The following is an 18,697-nucleotide window of genomic DNA, read 5'->3' on the forward strand; positions in this document are numbered from 1 at the left end:
GGTGATGGGATCCTATTCGTAGCGAAGCGCCTGGACAGGATCGAGCCTGGAAGCTCGCCATGCCGGGAAAATGGTGGCGATGAAGGATAGGACCAGCGCCATGGTGACGACGGAAACGGTCTCGCTGACACTCATTTCAGCGGGCAGTTCGCTCAAGAAATAGAGTTCCGGGTTGAACAGAACTGTGCCGGAAAGCCAGGAAAAGAACTGCCGGATACTTTCGATATTGAGACAGACGACAACCCCGAGGACGACGCCCGCAAGCGTGCCGACAAGACCGATCGCTGCCCCCGTCATGAAGAAGATGCGCATGATTGCGCCGGAACTTGCTCCCATGGTGCGCAGGATGGCGATGTCGGAGCCTTTGTCCTTTACCAGCATGATCAGGCCGGAAATGATGTTCAAGGCAGCGACAAGCACGATCAGCGTCAGGATCATGAACATGACGTTGCGTTCGACCTGCAGCGCGGAGAAGAAGGTCTGGTTGCGCTGGCGCCAGTCGGTGATGAAGATCTGACGGCCGGCGGCCTCCTCTATCTTCGGGCGCAGCTCATCCACGGCTTCCGGGTCGTTGATGAACAGCTCGATCGACTGAACGATGCCTTCGGCATTGAAATAGAGCTGCGATTCTTCGAGCGGCATGTAGATGATCGTCGCGTCATATTCCGACATGCCGATCTCGAAGATGCCCGAGATCGTGTAGGACTTGACGCGTGGATTGACGCCCATCGGGGTTACATCGCCTTCAGGCGAGATCAGCGTGATCTGGTCGCCGGCATTCAGCCCGAGTTGTGCCGCAAGCCGGGACCCGACCAGAACGCCCTGCCCCGAGGCAAACCCGACGATATCGCCCTGCTTGATATTGCCGGCGACCTCGGTGAGCTTTTCCAGATCCTCGGCGCGGACACCACGGACCAACGCGCCGGAACCTGCGCCACCGCGACCGGAGGCAAGCGTCTGGCCTTCAACCAGCGGCAGGGCCATCTTTACGCCCGGCACGGCTGAAAATTTCTTTGTCAGTTCGGCGTAATCATTCAGCGGCGTGTCGACCGGCTGGACGATCATGTGGCCGTTGATGCCGAGGATGCGGGAAATCAGCTCGGTGCGGAAACCGTTCATCACCGCCATGACGATGATGAGGGTGGCAACCCCCAGCATGATGCCGATGAAGGAAAACCCGGCGATGACCGAGATATAGGCTTCCTTGCGGCGCGAGCGCAGGTAACGCCAGGCAACCATGCGCTCGAAGCCTGAAAAGGCGCCGGCACTCGGAGCCTTTTCGACTTTCTGCTTTTCTTGACCCGCCGCGACGCTTGCCATTCACGTTTCCTCGTCTTGATCGGCGCCGGATCAGGCCATTCCGGCCTGTCCAGCACCCAATTCTGTCATCCGGCCGGAAACCCGAACGGCAGTATTATCAGCCGGTTGCCCGGTTCAGTGCAGCCTCGAGCGTCATCACTTCGCGGGCACCGGTCTTACGGTCCTTGACCTCGACCTCACCTGCGGCTGCAGAGCGCGGGCCGACGATGATCTGGACCGGCACGCCGATCAGATCGGCGGTGGCGAACTTGGTGCCGGCGCGATCGTCGCTGTCGTCGTAAAGCACGTCCTTGCCGGCATTGCCGAGCGAGGCGTAGAGCTTTTCCGAAATATCGTCGCAGGCGGCATCGCCCGGCTTCATGTTGATCACCACGACATCGAAGGGTGCGACCGATTCGGGCCAGATGATGCCGTTCTCGTCATGCGATGCTTCGATGATGGCGGGAACAAGGCGTGTCGGGCCGATACCGTAGGATCCCATGTGGACAGGATGTTCCTTTCCATCCGGTCCCTGCACCTTTGCGCCCATCGGCTCGGAGTATTTTGTGCCGAAATAGAAGATGTGGCCGACCTCGATGCCGCGGGCAGACAGCCGGTCACCTTCGGGAATGGCGTTGAACGCTGCCTCGTCGTGCATTTCCGACGTTGCGGCATAAACCGAGGTCCACTTGTCGAAGATCGACTGCAGGCCTGCGACATCATCGAAATCGGTGTTTTCTCCCGGGATCTCGAAATCGGTAAATGCCTTGTGGCTGAAGACTTCCGATTCACCGGTGTCGGCGAGGATGATGAATTCGTGGCTGTGGTTGCCGCCGATCGGGCCGGTATCGGCGCGCATCGGGATGGCGCGCATGCCGAGCCGCGCAAAGGTGCGCAGGTAGGCGACGAACATCTTGTTATAGGAATGGATCGCATCTTCGCGGGTCATGTCGAAGGAATAGGCGTCCTTCATCAGGAATTCGCGCGAGCGCATGGTGCCGAAGCGCGGACGGATTTCGTCGCGGAACTTCAGCTGGATATGGTAGAGGTTGAGCGGCAGGTTCTTGTAGGACTTGACGTAGGACCGGAAGATGTCGGTGACCATTTCCTCGTTGGTCGGACCGTAGAGCATCGGACGCTCCTGGCGATCCTTGATGCGCAGCATTTCCTTGCCGTAAGCCTCGTAACGACCGCTTTCCTGCCAGAGTTCGGCAGACTGCAGCGTCGGCATCAGCAGCTCAATGGCGCCTGCACGGTTCTGCTCTTCGCGGATGATGGCGTTGACCTTGTCCAGCACCTTCTTGCCGAGCGGCAGCCAGGAATAGATGCCCTGGCTCTGCTGGCGGACCATGCCCGCGCGCAGCATCAGACGGTGGGAGACGATTTCCGCTTCCTTGGGATTTTCCTTCAGGATGGGCATAAAATAGCGGGACAGGCGCATGGTGATTTCCGACTTTTGACTGGCCTCCCGCATCTCGCAGGAATCGGCCGATTTGAAGACCATTTGCGTGGCTTATTACCGGTTCCCAGACGCCAAGGAAACCCGGCTCCTATCGAAAAGCCCGTGGATGACCGAAGCGAAAATCGGCAAGGACTTGCGGAAGATGTGATTTTCGTGAAGGCAGGGGTGCGACAAATGCGCCAAAGGCAATTTTTTCCACACCTGTCACAAAAATACAAAAAAAGAGGATGACAAAGCCCAACCTATGAGCTAGTTTCAGCCCATAAAACAGGCATGAAGTTCAAATTCATGCCAATCGCGGTAAAGTCTTGGGAGGATCAGATCTTAGGCGCGCTAGACGCTGCCCCGGAAACGGTTAGGATCACGCGAAACTGAAAAACAAGGCTTCAATGCCTTGTTTTTTTTTGCCTTTCGACAGGCAACAATGCTTCCAGAGCGCCTTTCAGATTACAGTTTTCCGATGATATCGACGCGATCGCAGGTGCCGGTTGCAGGTATCACATCCAGCTTTTGGCCAATTTCATGGCGGTGACGCCCGCGATCGATCTCCTTTTCCGTCCTGCATGTGACGATCTGGCCGTTTGCCTCACGGGTAAATTCAAGAAGACCGATGATCGCGATGTATGCCCGGATCGCCCGCCATCTCGTTCTTCCTCCCTTATTTCAAGGATCGTCGCAACCGAATGGGGAAGCGTGTGGCGGCGATAGGCCTGAATGCCAAAAAGCATCGCAAAGGCAAGTGCCGCGACAGTGTAGACCATACCCAGAACGATCCGCCGCTCCCTGGTATCCCGAAACTCTCCCACCCGCATCGGCATCGATCCTTACTTGGTACCGCAGGATTATTTGAAGCTCGGCATGATGTTCGGGATGCTGCCGATACCGAAGCCGAAATAAACCGATGCAAAATGATAGGCGAGATAGATCGCTGCCGAGATGACGGTGGTGAGCAGAATGACGCGCCCGCCACGAAATTTCGCAGGCGCACTCTCGACAGTTCCGAGCGTCACCTCGCCCTCGTCACGTTGGCTACGGTAGCCGAGCGGCAGAACCATGAAGAGGACAGTCCACCATAGGATGAAATAGATCGCGACGATTGTCAGGATTGGCATGCGGACGCTCCATCCTGGCGTTTGATCATCGGAACAGGCGGTTGAAGCCGCTGATAAAATGATTCCGATCTTTCGGCAGAGTCATTGATTTTATTCGCCATTGCACGCCGCATCAGACTTCCTCCAGCTCGATCAGCGTGCCGTTGAAATCCTTTGGGTGGAGGAAGAGAACCGGCTTTCCGTGGGCGCCGATTTTCGGTTTTCCATCGCCGAGAATACGCGCGCCGGCGGCACTCAGCTTTTCGGCGGCAGAGAGGATATCAGGCGTTTCGTAGCAGATGTGGTGGATGCCGCCTGAGGGATTGCGTTCGAGGAATGCGGCAATCGGGGATGCATCGTCGAGCGGTTCGAGCAGCTCGATCTTGGTATTTGGAAGCTCGACAAAAATGACGGTGACGCCGTGTTTGGGCAGCGATTGCGGTTCGGAGACTTTTGCGCCGAGCGTGTCTCGATAAATCGCGGCAGCCTCTTCGAGGATCGGGACGGCGATGGCGATGTGGTTTACTCGGCCGAGCATGTGTTCCTCCTCTTTCGGGCGCCTGCTTTCGGCAGGCAGCCGCTCCTCATTCGCCTGCCGGCACCTTCTCCCCTTAGACAATTTAGAGCACGACGCCCGGCTTGACGTCGGGGCGGTGCGGGGCTGAGTGGCGGGACCTGCACTCTGGCCGTCATGCCCGCAAACGTCTCAATCGCCCGATGGCAGGTTGAATATCTGACGGCTGACGATTTTCAGGCTTCGATCTGGCTGTATCCGGTAGCGTTCAACAACGCGGTTACCGAAACTATTGTAAAACTCATGATCGAAGCTGCTGCCGACGGGCGCTTTGGTGAGACGGCTTCTAGGTTGACCGCCGTATGTGATGCTACCCGAGATTGGCGCAATGTCGGATCCGTAGTCGCGCGCGACCAATTCGGGATCGGCAGTAGCACTGCACGCGGTCAGCGTTGCAACGGCCAAGGAAATTAACGTTTTTCTCATCGTGCTCATCTCCTCCTTGGAGGCTGACGGGGCAAAGAACGTCTGCCGAGTTCCACTATGACTGACGCCCATGACCGAGTGAAGCGCTAAAGCATATCGCGATCCTGCGGATCCGCTCGCGGAGTTTTAGGTCTTTGTTTTATAGCATGTCTGTTGCGCAAAACTGCTGCACATTTTTGCGCAACAGGCTCGATATACGCGCACCAGGAAGGTGCCATCGCTAGCGACGTGACATACCTCTCCGGGGGAGATGCGGAGTGCAGCTCGCTACACTCCGCATAAGCACCCCCCCTACTGAACCCTTGTTACGAACACCGTGACCACAGGCTTCTTGCCCCAGGCGATATTGGCGGCCGAGCGGACGGCGCGGCGAACGGATTCGCGTACGGTGTCGAGATCCTTGCGGCGGGCGCGCGGGATGCTTTCAACGGCGCCGAGTACGGCGTCATAAAGACCGTCGTCCATGTCCTCGCCCTCGTCGTCGAATTCCGGCAGGCCGAAGGAGACGAGATCGGGGTCGGCGAGGAATTCATAGCGCTGGTCGAGCAGGATATTGACCGAGACATGGCCGACAAAGGAGAGCTTGCGACGATCGCTGATGCCCATTTCGTCCAGATCGCCGATCAGCTTGCCATCCTTGTAGATGCGGCCGAAGGGAGCGTCGTCGATGACTTCCGCCGGACCGGGCGCAAGGCGCAGGATGTTGCCGTTACGGACGCGCGGGATCTCGCCAATGCCGGCGGATGCACCAAGTTCAGCCTGTGCCGTCAGGTGGGCCGCCTCGCCGTGAACGGGAACGAGGATCTGAGGCCTTGTCCACTCGTACATTTTCAGAAGTTCGTTGCGGCGCGGGTGGCCGGAAACGTGCACGAGCGCATCGGCATCGGTGACGATCTTGATGCCCTGTTCGATCAGCGCGTTCTTGATCTCGATGATCGGCTTTTCATTGCCCGGAATTGTGCGAGACGAGAAGACGACCGTATCGCCCTTGGTGAGTGCCACATGGCGCATCTCATCGCGGGAAATCTTCGCCAGCGCCGCGCGGGACTCGCCCTGGCTGCCGGTCAGGATGACGACGACCTTGTCGCGCGGGATGTAGCCGTATTCGTCTTCGGCGAGGAAGGGTTTAAGGCCTTCCATGATGCCGATGTCCTGCGCAACATTGACGACGCGTTTCAGCGACGAACCGAGCAGCAGAACTTCACGGCCGGCTGCGTTTGCGGCTTCAGCGATCGAGCGGATACGGCCGACATTAGACGAGAAGGTGGTGACGGCCACCCTGCCCTCGGCTTCCTCGATGACCTTCTGCAGGCCGGCAGAGACTTCTTCTTCAGATGGCGAAACGCCTTCGCGCAGGGCATTGGTACTGTCGCACATCAGCGCCAGCACGCCCTCGTCGCCGATGGCGCGGAAACGCGCCTCGTCTGTGAGCGGACCGAGTGTCGGCTTGGCATCGATCTTCCAGTCGCCGGTGTGGACGACATTGCCGAGCGGAGTGCGGATGACCAGCGACATCGGCTCGGGGATGGAGTGGTTGACGCCGACGGCCTCGATCTCGAATGGTCCGACATTGATACGGTCGCCGGCCTTGAAGATGGTGATCGGGATCTCGGCACGGTCGCCTTCATACTTGCGCTTGGCTTCCAGCATGCCGGCGGTAAAGGGCGAGGCATAGACCGGTACGTTGAGGCCCGGCCACAGATCGTTCAGCGCGCCGTAATGGTCCTCATGCGCATGGGTGATGATCATGCCCTTGAGATTGTTGCGCTGCGAGGCAAGGAAACGGATGTCGGGAAGAACGAGATCGACGCCCGGAAGATCGGGACCCGGGAAGGTCACGCCCGCATCGACCATGATCCACTGACGCTTCTGAGGCGGTCCATAGCCATAGAGAGCGAGGTTCATGCCGATCTCGCCCACGCCGCCCAGCGGCAGAAACACCAGTTCGTCTTGATTAGCCATTCTTCTTCTTATTCCGTTTTCATAAAGAATACATCACCTGCCGCGATCGGCAGGTCTTGTCCACCCCCCATGTCGAGTAACAGCAGGCCGCCGTCGTCGATTCCGGCAAATCTGCCCTCCAGCGACCTGTCGGGAAGATTGACGGTAATACGCTCGCCGACGCCGCAGGCGACCTCCCGCCAGCGGCGCACGATTTCGGCGGTGCCCCTTCCCTCATCCCACAAATCGAGCGCCAAAGCCATGGACTGATAAAGATGGGCGAAAAGTTCATCCGGCGAAATCGCCGCACCGTGATCGGAAAGACGGGTGACGCCATAAGGCGCGCTGTCGGGCATATGGCGGATATTGACACCAATGCCAATGACCAGAGCCCGCTTTCCGCCGGCAAGCGGCTCGCCCTCAAGCAGGATACCACAGGTCTTTCTGCGATTGATCAGGATGTCATTCGGCCATTTGACCTGCAGGGCGGCGTCGCCGGGCGGCAGGATCGCCTTGACGGCGTCATGGACAGCGACCGCCACCGCGAGCGGCAAGGAGGCCACGCGCTCCATGGGGGCAGGATCGATCAGCAGCAGCGAGGCGTAGAGATTGCCCGGCTCGGAGGTCCAGGCGCGGCCGCGTCGGCCACGCCCTTCGGTCTGACGGGCAGACGTCACCCACAACAAACCGGGATCGCCCGCGCGAGCGCGGGCGAGACATTCGCTATTGGTTGATCCTATGTCGTCGAAGGCGACATGACGGAAAGCTTCGAGCGAGAAGCGGCTCTTCTCTCCCGCCATTCTCAGAAGAACGACCGTGCAGCCGCATCCGCCGCGGAGCCGATCGGGCCGCCATAGAGGATGTAGGTGGTGATCAGCAGGCCGGAAATGCCGAAGATGAAGCGTAGTTCTCCGGGTGTGCGCTCGAATTCGCCCTTCGGATCATCGAACCACATCAGCTTGACGATGCGCAGGTAGTAGTAGGCTGCGACGACAGACATCAGGAAGCCGATGACGGCAAGCGTGAAGAGACCTGCTTCGACGGCCGCCAGGAATACGTAATATTTGGCGAAGAAGCCTGCGAGCGGCGGAATGCCTGCCATGGAGAACATCTGCGCGGTCAGTACCACCGCCATGAACGGCTTTCTGGCAAAGAGGCCAGCAAGCTCGTCGATCTCCTCGACATAGGTGCCATCCGGGCGGCGCATCGACATGATGCAGGCAAAGGTGCCGAAGGACATCATCATGTAGATGAGCATGTAGAGGGCGACACCGGAAACGCCGCTTTCGCTGCCTGCCGACAGGCCGACAAGCGCGAAGCCCATGTGGCCAATGGAGGAATAGGCCATCAGGCGCTTGATGTTCTTCTGGCCGACGGCGGCAAAGGAGCCGAGCGCCATGGAGGCAATCGCCACGAAGACGATGATCTGGCGCCAGTCGCCGATGAGCGGCAGGAAGGTCTCCGAGGTCAGACGGATGAGGATCGCCATGGCAGCGATCTTCGGGCCGGCTGCGAAGAAGGCGGTAACCGGGGTCGGTGCACCTTCATAAACGTCCGGCGTCCACATGTGGAAAGGAACCGCGGAAATCTTGAAGCAGGCGCCGGCGAGGATGAAGACCATGCCGAAAATCAGGCCGAGGCCACGGGTTTCCGAAGAAAGGACGGACGCGATTTCCTGGAATCCGGTGTTGCCGGTGAAGCCGTAGACCAGCGACATGCCGTAGAGCAGCATCCCGGAAGACAGCGCACCGAGGACGAAATATTTCAGGCCAGCTTCGGTCGAGCGCAGGCTGTCGCGGTTGAAGGCGGCAACGACATAAAGCGCCAGCGACATCAGCTCGAGGCCGAGATAGAAGGCGATCAGGTCATTGGCCGAGATCAAGAGCAGCATGCCGAGCGTCGAGAGAACCAGCAGGACCGGATATTCGATCTTGTCGAGCTGCATGGCCTTGCCCTGAACGGCTGACATGGCGAGCGCGAAAATCGAGCCGGCGATTGCCGCGACCTTCATGAAGCGGGCGAACGGATCGACGATGAAGGCACCGCCGAAGGCTTCGCCATTGCCGGAAGACACCGTGATCAGCAGTCCGACGACGGCGAGAAGCGCGATTGCCAGCCCGGAAATCAGCTGGTTCGCCTTTTCGCCGATGAAAACACCCATCATGAGCAGCACGAGCGCGCCGACCGCCAGAATGATTTCGGGCAGAGCAAACTGCAGACTTTGAGAGAAGAGTTCAGGAGTCATAGTCTTATCTGTCCCGTCATCAATTCGCAGCCTGAGCGGCGGTCGCCACGGCCTGGATGGCCGCATGGTAATTGGTTACGATTCTGTCGACTGTCGCTGCGGAGGCATCGAAGACCGGCGCAGGATAGATGCCGAAGAAGATGGTCACAACGATCAGCGGCCAGACGATGCAGTGCTCGCGGAAAGAAATGTCCACAAGGCCCTGCATCAGCGGCGATTTTGCCTGACCGAAGATCATGCGGCGGTAGAGCCACAGCATGTAGGCGGCGGAAAGAACGACACCCGTGGTGGCGAAGAACGCCGTCCAGACGCTGACACGGAAGACGCCGACCGTCGCCAGGAATTCGCCGACGAAGGCGGAAGTGCCCGGCAGGCCGACATTGGCCATGGTGAAGATCAGGAAGGCCAGCGCGTATTTCGGCATGCGGTGCACGAGACCACCGTAATCGCCGATGTTACGCGTATGGGTGCGCTCGTAGACGATACCGACGCAGAGGAAGAGCGCGCCGGAGATGACGCCGTGCGACAGCATCTGGAAGATCGCGCCGTGGAGACCCTGCTGGTTGACCGCGAAGATGGCCATCGTCACGTAACCCATGTGGGCGACGGAGGAATAGGCGATCATCTTCTTGATGTCGGACTGCATCAGAGCCACGAGCGAGGCGTAGATGATGGCGATGACCGACAGGGTGAGGATCATCGGCGTGAAATAGTCGGACGCCAAGGGGAACATCGGCAGCGAGAAGCGCAGGAAGCCGTAGCCGCCGAACTTCAGCAACAGAGCCGCAAGGTCGACCGAGCCGGCCGTCGGGGCTTCGACGTGCGCATCCGGCAACCAGGTGTGGAACGGCCACATCGGCACCTTGACGGCGAAAGACAGGAAAAAGGCGAGGAACAACCAGAACTGCATTTCCGGCGAGAACTTGTAGGCAAGCAGGACTGGAATGGAGGTGGTGCCGACTTCCGCATACATGACAAGGATGCCGACCAGCATGAAGACCGAGCCGGCCAGCGTATAGAGGAAGAACTTCATCGACGCGTAGATACGACGCGGTCCGCCCCAGACGCCGATGATGAGGAACATCGGGATCAAGCTCGCTTCGAAGAAGACGTAGAAGAGCACGAGGTCCATCGACACGAAGACGCCGACGATCAGCACTTCCAGAACCAGGAAGGCGATCATGTATTCACGCGCATGCAGCGTGATCGCCTTCCAGCTGGTCAACACGCCGAAGGGCATGAGGAAGGTCGCCAGCACGACGAACATGACGGACAAGCCATCGACGCCGATATGGTAACTGATGCCCTTGCCGAGCCAGTAATACTGCTCGACCATCTGGTAATCGGCGCTGGTGCCGTCAAAGCCGTACCAGACGACCAGCGACAGGAGGAACGTGATGATCGTCGTGATCAGCGAGATGATCATGACGTTCTGGCGACCGTCGTCGGTGTCGTCGCGGGTGAACACCAGCAACAGCACGCCCACCATCGGGAGGAAGGTGACCGTGGAAAGAATAGGCCAATCGGTCATCAGACAGAACTCCCGAGCATCATCCAGGTAATCAGGGCAGCGACGCCAAGCAGCATCGTGAAGGCATAGTGATAGAGGTAACCGGTCTGCAGGCGCACGACGCGGTTGGCGGTGTCAACCACCCGAGCAGCAACGCCGTTGGGTCCGAAGTGGTCGATCGTACCGACATCGACCTTCTGCCAGAAGAAGCGGCCGAGAGCCTTGGCGGAACGGACGAACAGGAAGTCGTAGAGTTCGTCGAAATACCACTTGTTGAGCAGGAACTGGTAGAGGCCCGGCTGTGCGGCCGCGAGCTTCTTCGGTGTCTCTGGCGACTTGATGTAGAAGTACCAGGCGGTGACGAAGCCGATCAGCATGGCGATGAAGGGCGACAGGACGACGAGGAACGGCACGTGATGGAATTCGTGCAGCAGTTCGTTGTGCTCGGAGGTGAAGAGCGCGCCCTTCCAGAAGCCCTCGTAGGCGTCACCGTAGAACATTCCTTGGAAGATCACGCCGGCGAGCACCGCGCCGATGGCCAGTACATAGAGCGGGATCAGCATGACGTTCGGGCTTTCATGCACGTGATGCATGACCTCGTGGCTGGCGCGCTCCTTGCCGAAGAAGGTTAGGAAAGCCAGACGCCAGGAGTAGAAGCTGGTGAACAGCGCTGCGATGACGAGCAACGTGAAGGCAAAGCCCGAGACCGCCGAATGCGAGGCATAGGATGCCTCGATGATGACGTCCTTGGAGAAGAAGCCGGCAAAACCGATCGGCGTGAACGGGATGCCGACGCCGGTCAATGCCAGCGTGCCGATCGTCATCATCCAGAAGGTGACCGGTATATGCTTTCTCAGGCCACCCATCTTGCGCATGTCCTGCTCGCCATCAACGGCATGGATGACCGAGCCGGCGCACAGGAACAACAGAGCCTTGAAGAAGGCGTGGGTGAAGAGGTGGAAGATCGCCGCGCCATAAGCGCCGATGCCGAGAGCCACGAACATGTAGCCGAGCTGCGAGCAGGTCGAATAGGCGATGACGCGCTTGATGTCGTTCTGAACCAAGCCGACGGTCGCCGCGAAGAAGGCGGTGATCGCACCGATGATGGTAACTACGGTCAGCGCATCCGGAGACTGTTCGAACAAAGGCGACATGCGGGCGACGAGGAAGACGCCGGCGGTGACCATGGTTGCGGCATGGATGAGGGCCGAGACCGGGGTCGGGCCTTCCATGGCGTCCGGCAGCCAGGTGTGCAGCAGGAACTGCGCCGACTTGCCCATCGCGCCCATGAAGAGCAGCAGGCAGGCGGCAGTCAGCGCGCCTTCGCGGGTCAGCGTCAGGCCGAAGACGTCGAAGATGACGCGAGCTGCTTCCGGAGACCCTTCGGCCGGCAGATAAGTGCCGGCATTGGCGAAGATGGTCTCGAAGTTGATCGAGCCGAACATGACAAAGACGGCGGCGATGCCGAGCATGAAGCCGAAGTCACCGACGCGGTTGACGATGAAGGCCTTCATGGCAGCCGCATTGGCCGACGGGCGATCGTACCAGAAGCCGATCAGGAGATAGGATGCGAGACCGACGCCTTCCCAGCCGAAGAACATCTGCAGCAGGTTATCCGACGTGATGAGCATCAGCATCGTGAAGGTGAAGAGCGACAGATAGGCGAAGAAGCGCGGACGATGCGGATCGGTGTGCATGTAACCAACGGAATAGACATGCACGAGGAAAGACACCGTGTTGACGACGACGAACATGACCGAAGTCAGCGTGTCGATGCGAAGCGCCCAGAAGACGTCGATATTGCCGGATTGGATCCAGCGCAAGACCTCGACGCTCATGGTTTCCTGGGAACCGAGCGCCACCTGGAAGAAGACGACCCAGGAGAGAACCGCGACCACGGCCATCAGGCCGCAGGTGACGAATTCCGAGGCCTTGGTGCCGATCTGGCGACCGAACAGGCCCGCGATCAGGAAGCCGACCAGAGGAAGGAAGACGATAAGCTTGTAGATCATGACCCGATCAGCCCTTCATCACATTGACGTCGTCGACGGCGATCGAGCCGCGGTTGCGGTAGAAGACGACAAGAATTGCAAGACCGATGGCGGCCTCCGCAGCCGCGACAGTCAGAATGAACAAAGCAAAGACCTGGCCGACGATGTCGTTCAGGAACGACGAGAAGGCGACCATGTTGAGATTGACCGCGAGCAGGATGAGCTCGATCGACATCAGGATGATGATGACGTTCTTGCGGTTCAGGAAGATGCCGAAAACGCCAAGCGTGAAGAGGATGGCGCTGACCGTGAGATAGTGGGAAAGACCGATTTCCATTTTACTGTTCCTTTTTCCCGCTTCCTCAGAGCCCTTGGCCCGGCTTGACCTTGACCACCTCGACGGCGGTTTCCGGCGTGCGGGCGACCTGGCGCGAAACATCCTGACGCTTGATGTTCTGGCGGTGGCGCAGGGTCAGCACGATCGCGCCGATCATCGCCACCAGCAGAACCATGCCGGCGATCTGGAAGAAATAGACATAGTGGGTGTAGAGCACGTCCCCGAGAGCGGCAGTATTCGTGCGCTCTGCCGGGTTCGGGATAGGCATTGTTATCGACTGCGCGGCTTCCGGCGACAGCACGCTCGAGCCGATGACGAGGATCAGCTCGGCCGCGACCACCAGACCGACCAGCATGCCGATCGGGGCATATTGCAGGACGCCGGATTTCAGCTCGGCGAAATCGATGTCGAGCATCATCACGACGAAGAGGAAGAGAACCGCCACCGCGCCGATATAGACAACCAGCAGGATCATCGCGAGGAATTCAGCGCCGGTCAAAAGGAAGAGACCGGCCGCATTGAAGAAGACCACGATGAGAAAGAGAACCGAGTGGACCGGGTTCCTGGACGAAATGACCATGAACGCCGACGCGACGGCGATGAACGCGAACAGATAGAAGAATAGTGCCTGCAGACCCATCGTGGTGCCTTCTCGTCCCTCGTCGAGATCGGGCTTTCCGCCCTACCCGCCCGACCGGTGCCATTTAAGCGCCGGTATGAATTTGAATGAGCCGGAAGCATCAAGCCATCCGGCGAATGCGCCTTACCGGTAAGGCGCATCCATTGCGATATTGCGGGCGATCTCCCGTTCCCAGCGATCGCCATTTTCCAGAAGCCGTGCCTTATCGAAATAAAGCTCTTCGCGGGTTTCCGTCGAGAACTCGAAATTCGGGCCTTCGACGATCGCGTCGACCGGGCATGCCTCCTGGCAGAAGCCGCAATAGATGCACTTCACCATGTCGATATCGTAACGCACCGTGCGACGGGTGCCGTCATTGCGGCGCGGACCGGCTTCGATGGTGATCGCCTGAGCGGGACAGATCGCCTCGCACAGCTTGCAGGCGATGCAGCGCTCCTCCCCGTTCGGATAACGGCGCAGCGCATGCTCGCCACGGAAGCGCGGTGAAACCGGCCCCTTTTCGAACGGGTAGTTAATCGTGGCCTTCTGCTTGAAGAAATACTTCATCGACAGGAAGAAGGCGCCGACGAACTCCTTCAGGAACAGCGAGTTGATAGCCTGTGCAATAGCCATCTTATTCTCCAATGATGCCGAGGAACGGACCGGTCATAATCAAGCCCATCCCGTCAGTTTCAGCACGAATGCAACGATGATCAACATGATGAGCGACAGCGGAAGGAAGACTTTCCAGCCGAGGCGCATGAGCTGGTCATAGCGGTAGCGCGGTACGAATGCCTTCACCATGGCGATCATGAAGAAGACCATTGTGCCCTTGAGCACGAACCAGATGACGCCCGGCACCCAGTTGAGGATGGCGATATCGACCGGGGGCAGCCAGCCGCCAAGGAAGAGAATGGTCGTCAGCGAGCAGACCATCAGGATGGCGGCATATTCCGACAGCATCAGCATCATGTACGGAGCCGAGCCGTATTCGACCATGTAGCCGGCGACCAGTTCGGATTCCGCTTCCGGAAGATCGAAGGGCGGACGGTTGGTTTCGGCAAGACCCGAGATGAAGAAGATCACGAACATCGGGAAGAGCGACAGCCAGTGCCAGTCGAGGAAGGAGTTCGGCAGGCCGAGCTTGGTGCCAAGGCCGTCCTGCTGCGACATGACGATATCCGTCAGGTTCAGCGAGCCAACGCAGAGAAGGACGGCAACGATGACGAAACCGATCGAGACTTCGTAGGACACCATCTGGGCCGCGGAACGGAGCGCACCGAGGAACGGGTATTTGGAGTTGGATGCCCAACCCGCCATGATGATCCCGTAGACCTCCAGCGAGGAGATCGCGAAGATGTAGAGAATGCCGACATTGATATCGGCGATGGCCCAGCCTTCATTGAGCGGAATGACTGCCCAAGTGGCGAGCGCCAGCGTCACGGAAACGAGCGGCGCCAGAAGGAAGACGGCCTTGTTGGCACCAGCCGGGATGATCGGCTCCTTGAAGACGAACTTCAAAAGGTCGGCGAAGGACTGGAACAGGCCGAACGGACCAACGATGTTGGGGCCGCGGCGCAGCTGTACGGCGGCCCAGATCTTGCGGTCGGCCAGAAGGATATAGGCAATGAAGACCAGAAGGCAGACCAGCAGCAGAAGCGACTGCCCCAGCATGATGAGCGCCGGCCAAACGTAGGTCCAGAAGAACGAATCCATATTCATATCACTCCGCCGCAGCCTGGAAGTTGTTGCGGGCCAATGCCGAGCACTCAGCCATGACGGCAGAGGAACGGGCAATCGGGTTGGTCAGGTAAAAATCCTTGATCGGCGAAGAGAAGCCGCCCTTGGTCATTTCGCCGGCCTTTTGGCCGAGCGCTGCTACATCGTTGACCGAGCCTGCAGCGATCTCATCGATCTGCGCAAAATGCGGGTGGTCCTGATAAAGCTTGGCGCGTAGAGCCTGGAGACTGTCGAAGGGCAGTTTCTTGCCGAGCACATCGGAGAGCGCACGCAGGATCGCCCATTCCTCGCGGGCTTCGCCCGGCGCGAAGCCGGCGCGGTTGCCCATCTGGACGCGGCCTTCGGTATTGACCCAGGTACCGGACTTTTCGGTATAGGCCGCACCCGGCAGGATGATATCGGCGTTCATTGCGCCATGATCGCCGTGGCTGCCGATATAGATCGTCGTCTTGGCGTACTTGGCCGAGAAGTTCATCTCGTCAGCGCCGAGCAGGAAGAGAACGTCCATCGAGCGCAGCATGGTCGCAGCATCTGCGCCCTTCGCACCCGGAACGAAACCGAGGTCGAGACCGCCGACGCGGGAGGCTGCGGTGTGGAGGACGGCAAAACCGTTCCACTCTTCCGTCAGGGCACCGACCGAGCCTGCGAGCTGCGCTGCAGCCTGAAGAACAGCCAGACCATCCGGACGGGTGAGAGCCCCCTGCCCTACGATAATCATCGGGTTCTTTGCGCCACGCAGCTTTTCGGCAAAGCTGTTTACACCCGAGGCCAGATCGGAAAGCGTTTCCGGACCTGCACCAAGATAGTCGTAAGGGTAACGCAGCTCGTTGACTTCGCCGATCACGCCGATCGGGAAGTTGCCGCGGCGGAAGCGCTTGCGGATGCGGGCGTTGAGGACGGCGGCTTCGAGGCGCGGGTTGGCACCGATGATGAGCAGAGCGCCGGCCTGTTCGATGCCTTCGATGGTCGGATTGAAGAGGTAGCTTGCGCGGCCAAGCGACGGATCAAGCGCCGTCCCGTCCTGGCGACAGTCGAGGTTTTCCGATCCGAGCGAAGACAGAATCTGCTTCAACGCATACATTTCCTCGACGGAAGCGAGGTCACCGGCAATTGCGCCGATCTTGTCGCCCGAGGTTGCGGAAACGGCAGCCTTGACGGCCGCGAAGGCTTCACCCCAGCTTGCGGGCTGCAGGCGGCCATCTTTGCGGACGTAAGGACGGTCGAGACGCTGGGTCTTCAGGCCATCCCAGATGAAGCGGGTCTTGTCAGAAATCCACTCCTCGTTCACCTGTTCGTTGACGCGCGGCATGATGCGCATGACTTCGCGGCCACGGGTGTCGACGCGGATGGCGGAGCCGACGGCATCCATGACGTCGATCGATTCCGTCTTGCCGAGTTCCCACGGACGGGCGGTGAAGGCGAAAGGTTTCGAGGTTAGAGCGCCGACCGGGCAGAGGTCAACGACGTTGCCCTGAAGCTCGGAGGTCATGGCCTGTTCGAGATAGGTGGTGATTTCGGCATCTTCGCCGCGGCCGATCAGGCCGAGTTCGGAAATGCCGCCGACTTCTGTGGTGAAGCGGACGCAGCGCGTGCAGTGGATGCAGCGGTTCATTACGGTCTTGACCAGCGGGCCGATATACTTGTCTTCGACAGCGCGCTTGTTTTCACCATAACGAGACGAGTCGATACCGAAGGCCATCGCCTGGTCCTGCAGGTCGCATTCGCCGCCCTGGTCGCAGATCGGGCAATCCAGCGGATGGTTGATCAGCAGGAATTCCATCACGCCTTCGCGGGCCTTCTTGACCATAGGCGTATTGGTGAAGATTTCCGGCAGTTCGCCGTTCGGGCCGCCGCGGATATCGCGCACGCCCATGGCGCAGGAGGCCGTCGGCTTTGGCGGGCCGCCCTTCACCTCAATCAGACACATGCGGCAGTTGCCTGCCACAGACAGACGCTCATGGAAACAAAAGCGCGGAATCTCGGCTCCCGCTTCCTCGCATGCCTGGAGCAGCGTGAAATGGTCAGGAACTTCGATTTCGTTGCCGTCAACCTTCAGCTTTGCCATCGTATCACTTACGTCCTGTGTTCAACCCGAGCATCCAAGGCCCGGAAATAGTTCATTTCAACAACCGAAACCCTGCGTGTCGCAGGCCTTATTCGGCCGCCTCCATGACGGCGCCTTCAGACGTCGCATTGTATGTATACTGGTCGATCCGAGCTTCGATCTCGGAGCGGAAATTGCGGATCAGACCCTGGATCGGCCAAGCGGCTGCGTCGCCGAGCGCGCAGATCGTATGGCCTTCAACCTGTTTGGAAACCTGGAACAGCATGTCGATCTCACGCTTCTGGGCGTTACCGCGCACCATGCGTTCCATCAGGCGCATCATCCAGCCGGTGCCTTCGCGGCACGGCGTGCACTGGCCGCAGCTTTCATGCTTGAAGAAGGCCGCGATGCGCCAGATCGCCTTGATGACATCCGTCGACTTGTCCATGACGATCATGCCGCCGGTGCCGAAGGAAGACTTGACCTCGCGCATGCCGTCAAAGTCCATGATCGCGTCGGCCATGTCTTCGCCACGCACGATGGGGCAGGATGCGCCGCCAGGAATGACAGCTAGCAGATTGTCCCAGCCGCCGCGGATGCCGCCGCAGTGATGTTCGATGATCTCGCGGAAGGAGAGCCCCATTGCCTCTTCGAAGGTGCAGGGCTTGTTGACGTGGCCCGAAACCATGAACAGCTTGGTGCCGACATTGTTGGCACGGCCGATCGAGGAAAACCAGGACGCGCCGCGACGCAGGATCGTCGGGGCGACTGAGATCGATTCGACATTGTTGACCGTGGTCGGGCAGCCATAGAGACCCATGTTCGCCGGGAATGGCGGCTTCATGCGCGGCTGGCCCTTCTTGCCTTCGAGGCTTTCGAGCAATGCCGTTTCTTCGCCGCAGATATAGGCACCGGCGCCGTGATGGACGACGATGTCGTAATCCCAGCCATGGACCGTGTTCTTGCCGAGTAGGCCTGCCTCGTAACATTCGTCGATCGCTGCCTGCAGGGCTTCACGCTCGCGCATGTATTCGCCGCGAACATAGATGAAGGCCGTATGGGCGCCCATGGCGAAACCGGCAATCACACAGCCTTCGATCAGGGTATGCGGATCGTTGCGGAGGATTTCGCGGTCCTTGCACGTGCCGGGCTCAGATTCGTCGGCGTTGACGACAAGATAATGCGGACGGCCGTCAGATTCCTTCGGCATGAAGGACCATTTGAGGCCGGTCGGGAAGCCAGCACCACCACGACCACGAAGGCCGGATGCCTTCATCTCGTTGATGATCCAGTCCCTGCCCTTTTCGATGATGATCTTAGTACCATCCCAGTGGCCACGGCTCATCGCTCCCTTCAAGGACTTGTCCTTGAGGCCGTAGATATTGGTGAAGATGCGATCCTGATCGTTAAGCATATCT

The 18,697-nt window shown here is 59.3% G+C and carries 16 protein-coding genes; all 16 read right to left on the reverse strand.

Annotated elements, in window-relative coordinates; translation table 11 throughout:
- Window positions 1-12 precede the first annotated feature (12 nt).
- The gene (locus tag GGE33_RS19635; RefSeq protein WP_148147978.1) at window positions 13-1,320 is read right to left on the reverse strand and encodes a lipoprotein-releasing ABC transporter permease subunit; all 1,308 of its coding nucleotides are present in this window, start codon (window positions 1,318-1,320) and stop codon (window positions 13-15) included.
- 97 nt (window positions 1,321-1,417) lie between these two features.
- Window positions 1,418-2,740, reverse strand: a complete 1,323-nt coding sequence (gene proS / locus GGE33_RS19640; RefSeq protein ID WP_183826917.1) for a proline--tRNA ligase — start codon at window positions 2,738-2,740, stop codon at window positions 1,418-1,420.
- Window positions 2,741-3,603: 863 nt separating this feature from the next.
- Window positions 3,604-3,873 (reverse strand): DUF1467 family protein, encoded by a 270-nt coding sequence (locus GGE33_RS19645; protein WP_148147975.1) that lies wholly within the window; start codon window positions 3,871-3,873, stop codon window positions 3,604-3,606.
- Window positions 3,874-3,985: 112 nt separating this feature from the next.
- The gene (gene mce / locus GGE33_RS19650) at window positions 3,986-4,390 is read right to left on the reverse strand and encodes a methylmalonyl-CoA epimerase (protein WP_148147974.1); all 405 of its coding nucleotides are present in this window, start codon (window positions 4,388-4,390) and stop codon (window positions 3,986-3,988) included.
- A gap of 168 nt (window positions 4,391-4,558) precedes the next feature.
- Window positions 4,559-4,852, reverse strand: coding sequence for a hypothetical protein (locus tag GGE33_RS19655; RefSeq protein ID WP_148147973.1), 294 nt, complete (start codon window positions 4,850-4,852; stop codon window positions 4,559-4,561).
- Between the two features lie 291 nt (window positions 4,853-5,143).
- Complete coding sequence (locus tag GGE33_RS19660; protein WP_148147972.1) at window positions 5,144-6,814, reverse strand: ribonuclease J; 1,671 nt, start codon at window positions 6,812-6,814, stop codon at window positions 5,144-5,146.
- Between the two features lie 8 nt (window positions 6,815-6,822).
- Complete coding sequence (locus GGE33_RS19665) at window positions 6,823-7,593, reverse strand: biotin--[acetyl-CoA-carboxylase] ligase (protein WP_183826920.1); 771 nt, start codon at window positions 7,591-7,593, stop codon at window positions 6,823-6,825.
- 2 nt (window positions 7,594-7,595) lie between these two features.
- Entirely contained in the window at window positions 7,596-9,038 is a 1,443-nt protein-coding gene (gene nuoN / locus GGE33_RS19670) for an NADH-quinone oxidoreductase subunit NuoN (protein WP_148147970.1), read from the reverse strand.
- Window positions 9,039-9,057: 19 nt separating this feature from the next.
- Window positions 9,058-10,569: an NADH-quinone oxidoreductase subunit M gene (locus GGE33_RS19675; RefSeq protein WP_148147969.1), complete on the reverse strand. Its 1,512-nt coding sequence runs from the start codon at window positions 10,567-10,569 to the stop codon at window positions 9,058-9,060.
- On the reverse strand, window positions 10,569-12,560 hold the full coding sequence (gene nuoL / locus GGE33_RS19680; protein WP_183826923.1) for an NADH-quinone oxidoreductase subunit L: 1,992 nt from the start codon (window positions 12,558-12,560) through the stop codon (window positions 10,569-10,571). The genes GGE33_RS19675 and nuoL overlap by 1 nt, the downstream gene beginning before the upstream one ends.
- Before the next feature lie 7 nt (window positions 12,561-12,567).
- Complete coding sequence (gene nuoK, locus GGE33_RS19685; protein WP_112511603.1) at window positions 12,568-12,876, reverse strand: NADH-quinone oxidoreductase subunit NuoK; 309 nt, start codon at window positions 12,874-12,876, stop codon at window positions 12,568-12,570.
- A gap of 25 nt (window positions 12,877-12,901) precedes the next feature.
- Complete coding sequence (locus GGE33_RS19690; RefSeq protein WP_148147967.1) at window positions 12,902-13,516, reverse strand: NADH-quinone oxidoreductase subunit J; 615 nt, start codon at window positions 13,514-13,516, stop codon at window positions 12,902-12,904.
- Between the two features lie 123 nt (window positions 13,517-13,639).
- Entirely contained in the window at window positions 13,640-14,128 is a 489-nt protein-coding gene (gene nuoI, locus GGE33_RS19695; RefSeq protein WP_139672471.1) for an NADH-quinone oxidoreductase subunit NuoI, read from the reverse strand.
- Window positions 14,129-14,167: 39 nt separating this feature from the next.
- Entirely contained in the window at window positions 14,168-15,211 is a 1,044-nt protein-coding gene (gene nuoH, locus GGE33_RS19700; RefSeq protein ID WP_148148033.1) for an NADH-quinone oxidoreductase subunit NuoH, read from the reverse strand.
- A 7-nt stretch (window positions 15,212-15,218) separates the two neighbouring features.
- Window positions 15,219-17,300 carry an NADH-quinone oxidoreductase subunit NuoG gene (nuoG, locus tag GGE33_RS19705; protein WP_183826926.1) on the reverse strand — a complete coding sequence of 694 codons (2,082 nt, stop codon included), beginning with the start codon at window positions 17,298-17,300 and terminating at the stop codon, window positions 15,219-15,221.
- An 88-nt stretch (window positions 17,301-17,388) separates the two neighbouring features.
- Entirely contained in the window at window positions 17,389-18,693 is a 1,305-nt protein-coding gene (gene nuoF, locus GGE33_RS19710; RefSeq protein ID WP_183826928.1) for an NADH-quinone oxidoreductase subunit NuoF, read from the reverse strand.
- Window positions 18,694-18,697: the final 4 nt, after the last annotated feature.

This window comes from Aliirhizobium cellulosilyticum (assembly GCF_014198105.1).
In the GTDB taxonomy this organism is placed as follows: domain Bacteria; phylum Pseudomonadota; class Alphaproteobacteria; order Rhizobiales; family Rhizobiaceae; genus Neorhizobium; species Neorhizobium cellulosilyticum.

Coding starts and splice junctions, on each gene's coding strand:
- GGE33_RS19635 (WP_148147978.1), bottom strand. CDS start 1,320: ATGGCAAGCGTCGCGGCGGGTCAAGAAAAGCAGAAAGTCGAAAAGGCT.
- nuoF (WP_183826928.1), bottom strand. CDS start 18,693: ATGCTTAACGATCAGGATCGCATCTTCACCAATATCTACGGCCTCAAG.
- nuoL (WP_183826923.1), bottom strand. CDS start 12,560: ATGATCTACAAGCTTATCGTCTTCCTTCCTCTGGTCGGCTTCCTGATC.
- GGE33_RS19645 (WP_148147975.1), bottom strand. CDS start 3,873: ATGCCAATCCTGACAATCGTCGCGATCTATTTCATCCTATGGTGGACT.
- GGE33_RS19665 (WP_183826920.1), bottom strand. CDS start 7,593: ATGGCGGGAGAGAAGAGCCGCTTCTCGCTCGAAGCTTTCCGTCATGTC.
- GGE33_RS19655 (WP_148147973.1), bottom strand. CDS start 4,852: ATGAGAAAAACGTTAATTTCCTTGGCCGTTGCAACGCTGACCGCGTGC.
- GGE33_RS19690 (WP_148147967.1), bottom strand. CDS start 13,516: ATGGGTCTGCAGGCACTATTCTTCTATCTGTTCGCGTTCATCGCCGTC.
- nuoN (WP_148147970.1), bottom strand. CDS start 9,038: ATGACTCCTGAACTCTTCTCTCAAAGTCTGCAGTTTGCTCTGCCCGAA.
- mce (WP_148147974.1), bottom strand. CDS start 4,390: ATGCTCGGCCGAGTAAACCACATCGCCATCGCCGTCCCGATCCTCGAA.
- nuoI (WP_139672471.1), bottom strand. CDS start 14,128: ATGGCTATTGCACAGGCTATCAACTCGCTGTTCCTGAAGGAGTTCGTC.
- proS (WP_183826917.1), bottom strand. CDS start 2,740: ATGCGCCTGTCCCGCTATTTTATGCCCATCCTGAAGGAAAATCCCAAG.
- GGE33_RS19660 (WP_148147972.1), bottom strand. CDS start 6,814: ATGGCTAATCAAGACGAACTGGTGTTTCTGCCGCTGGGCGGCGTGGGC.
- GGE33_RS19675 (WP_148147969.1), bottom strand. CDS start 10,569: ATGACCGATTGGCCTATTCTTTCCACGGTCACCTTCCTCCCGATGGTG.
- nuoG (WP_183826926.1), bottom strand. CDS start 17,300: ATGGCAAAGCTGAAGGTTGACGGCAACGAAATCGAAGTTCCTGACCAT.
- nuoK (WP_112511603.1), bottom strand. CDS start 12,876: ATGGAAATCGGTCTTTCCCACTATCTCACGGTCAGCGCCATCCTCTTC.
- nuoH (WP_148148033.1), bottom strand. CDS start 15,211: ATGGATTCGTTCTTCTGGACCTACGTTTGGCCGGCGCTCATCATGCTG.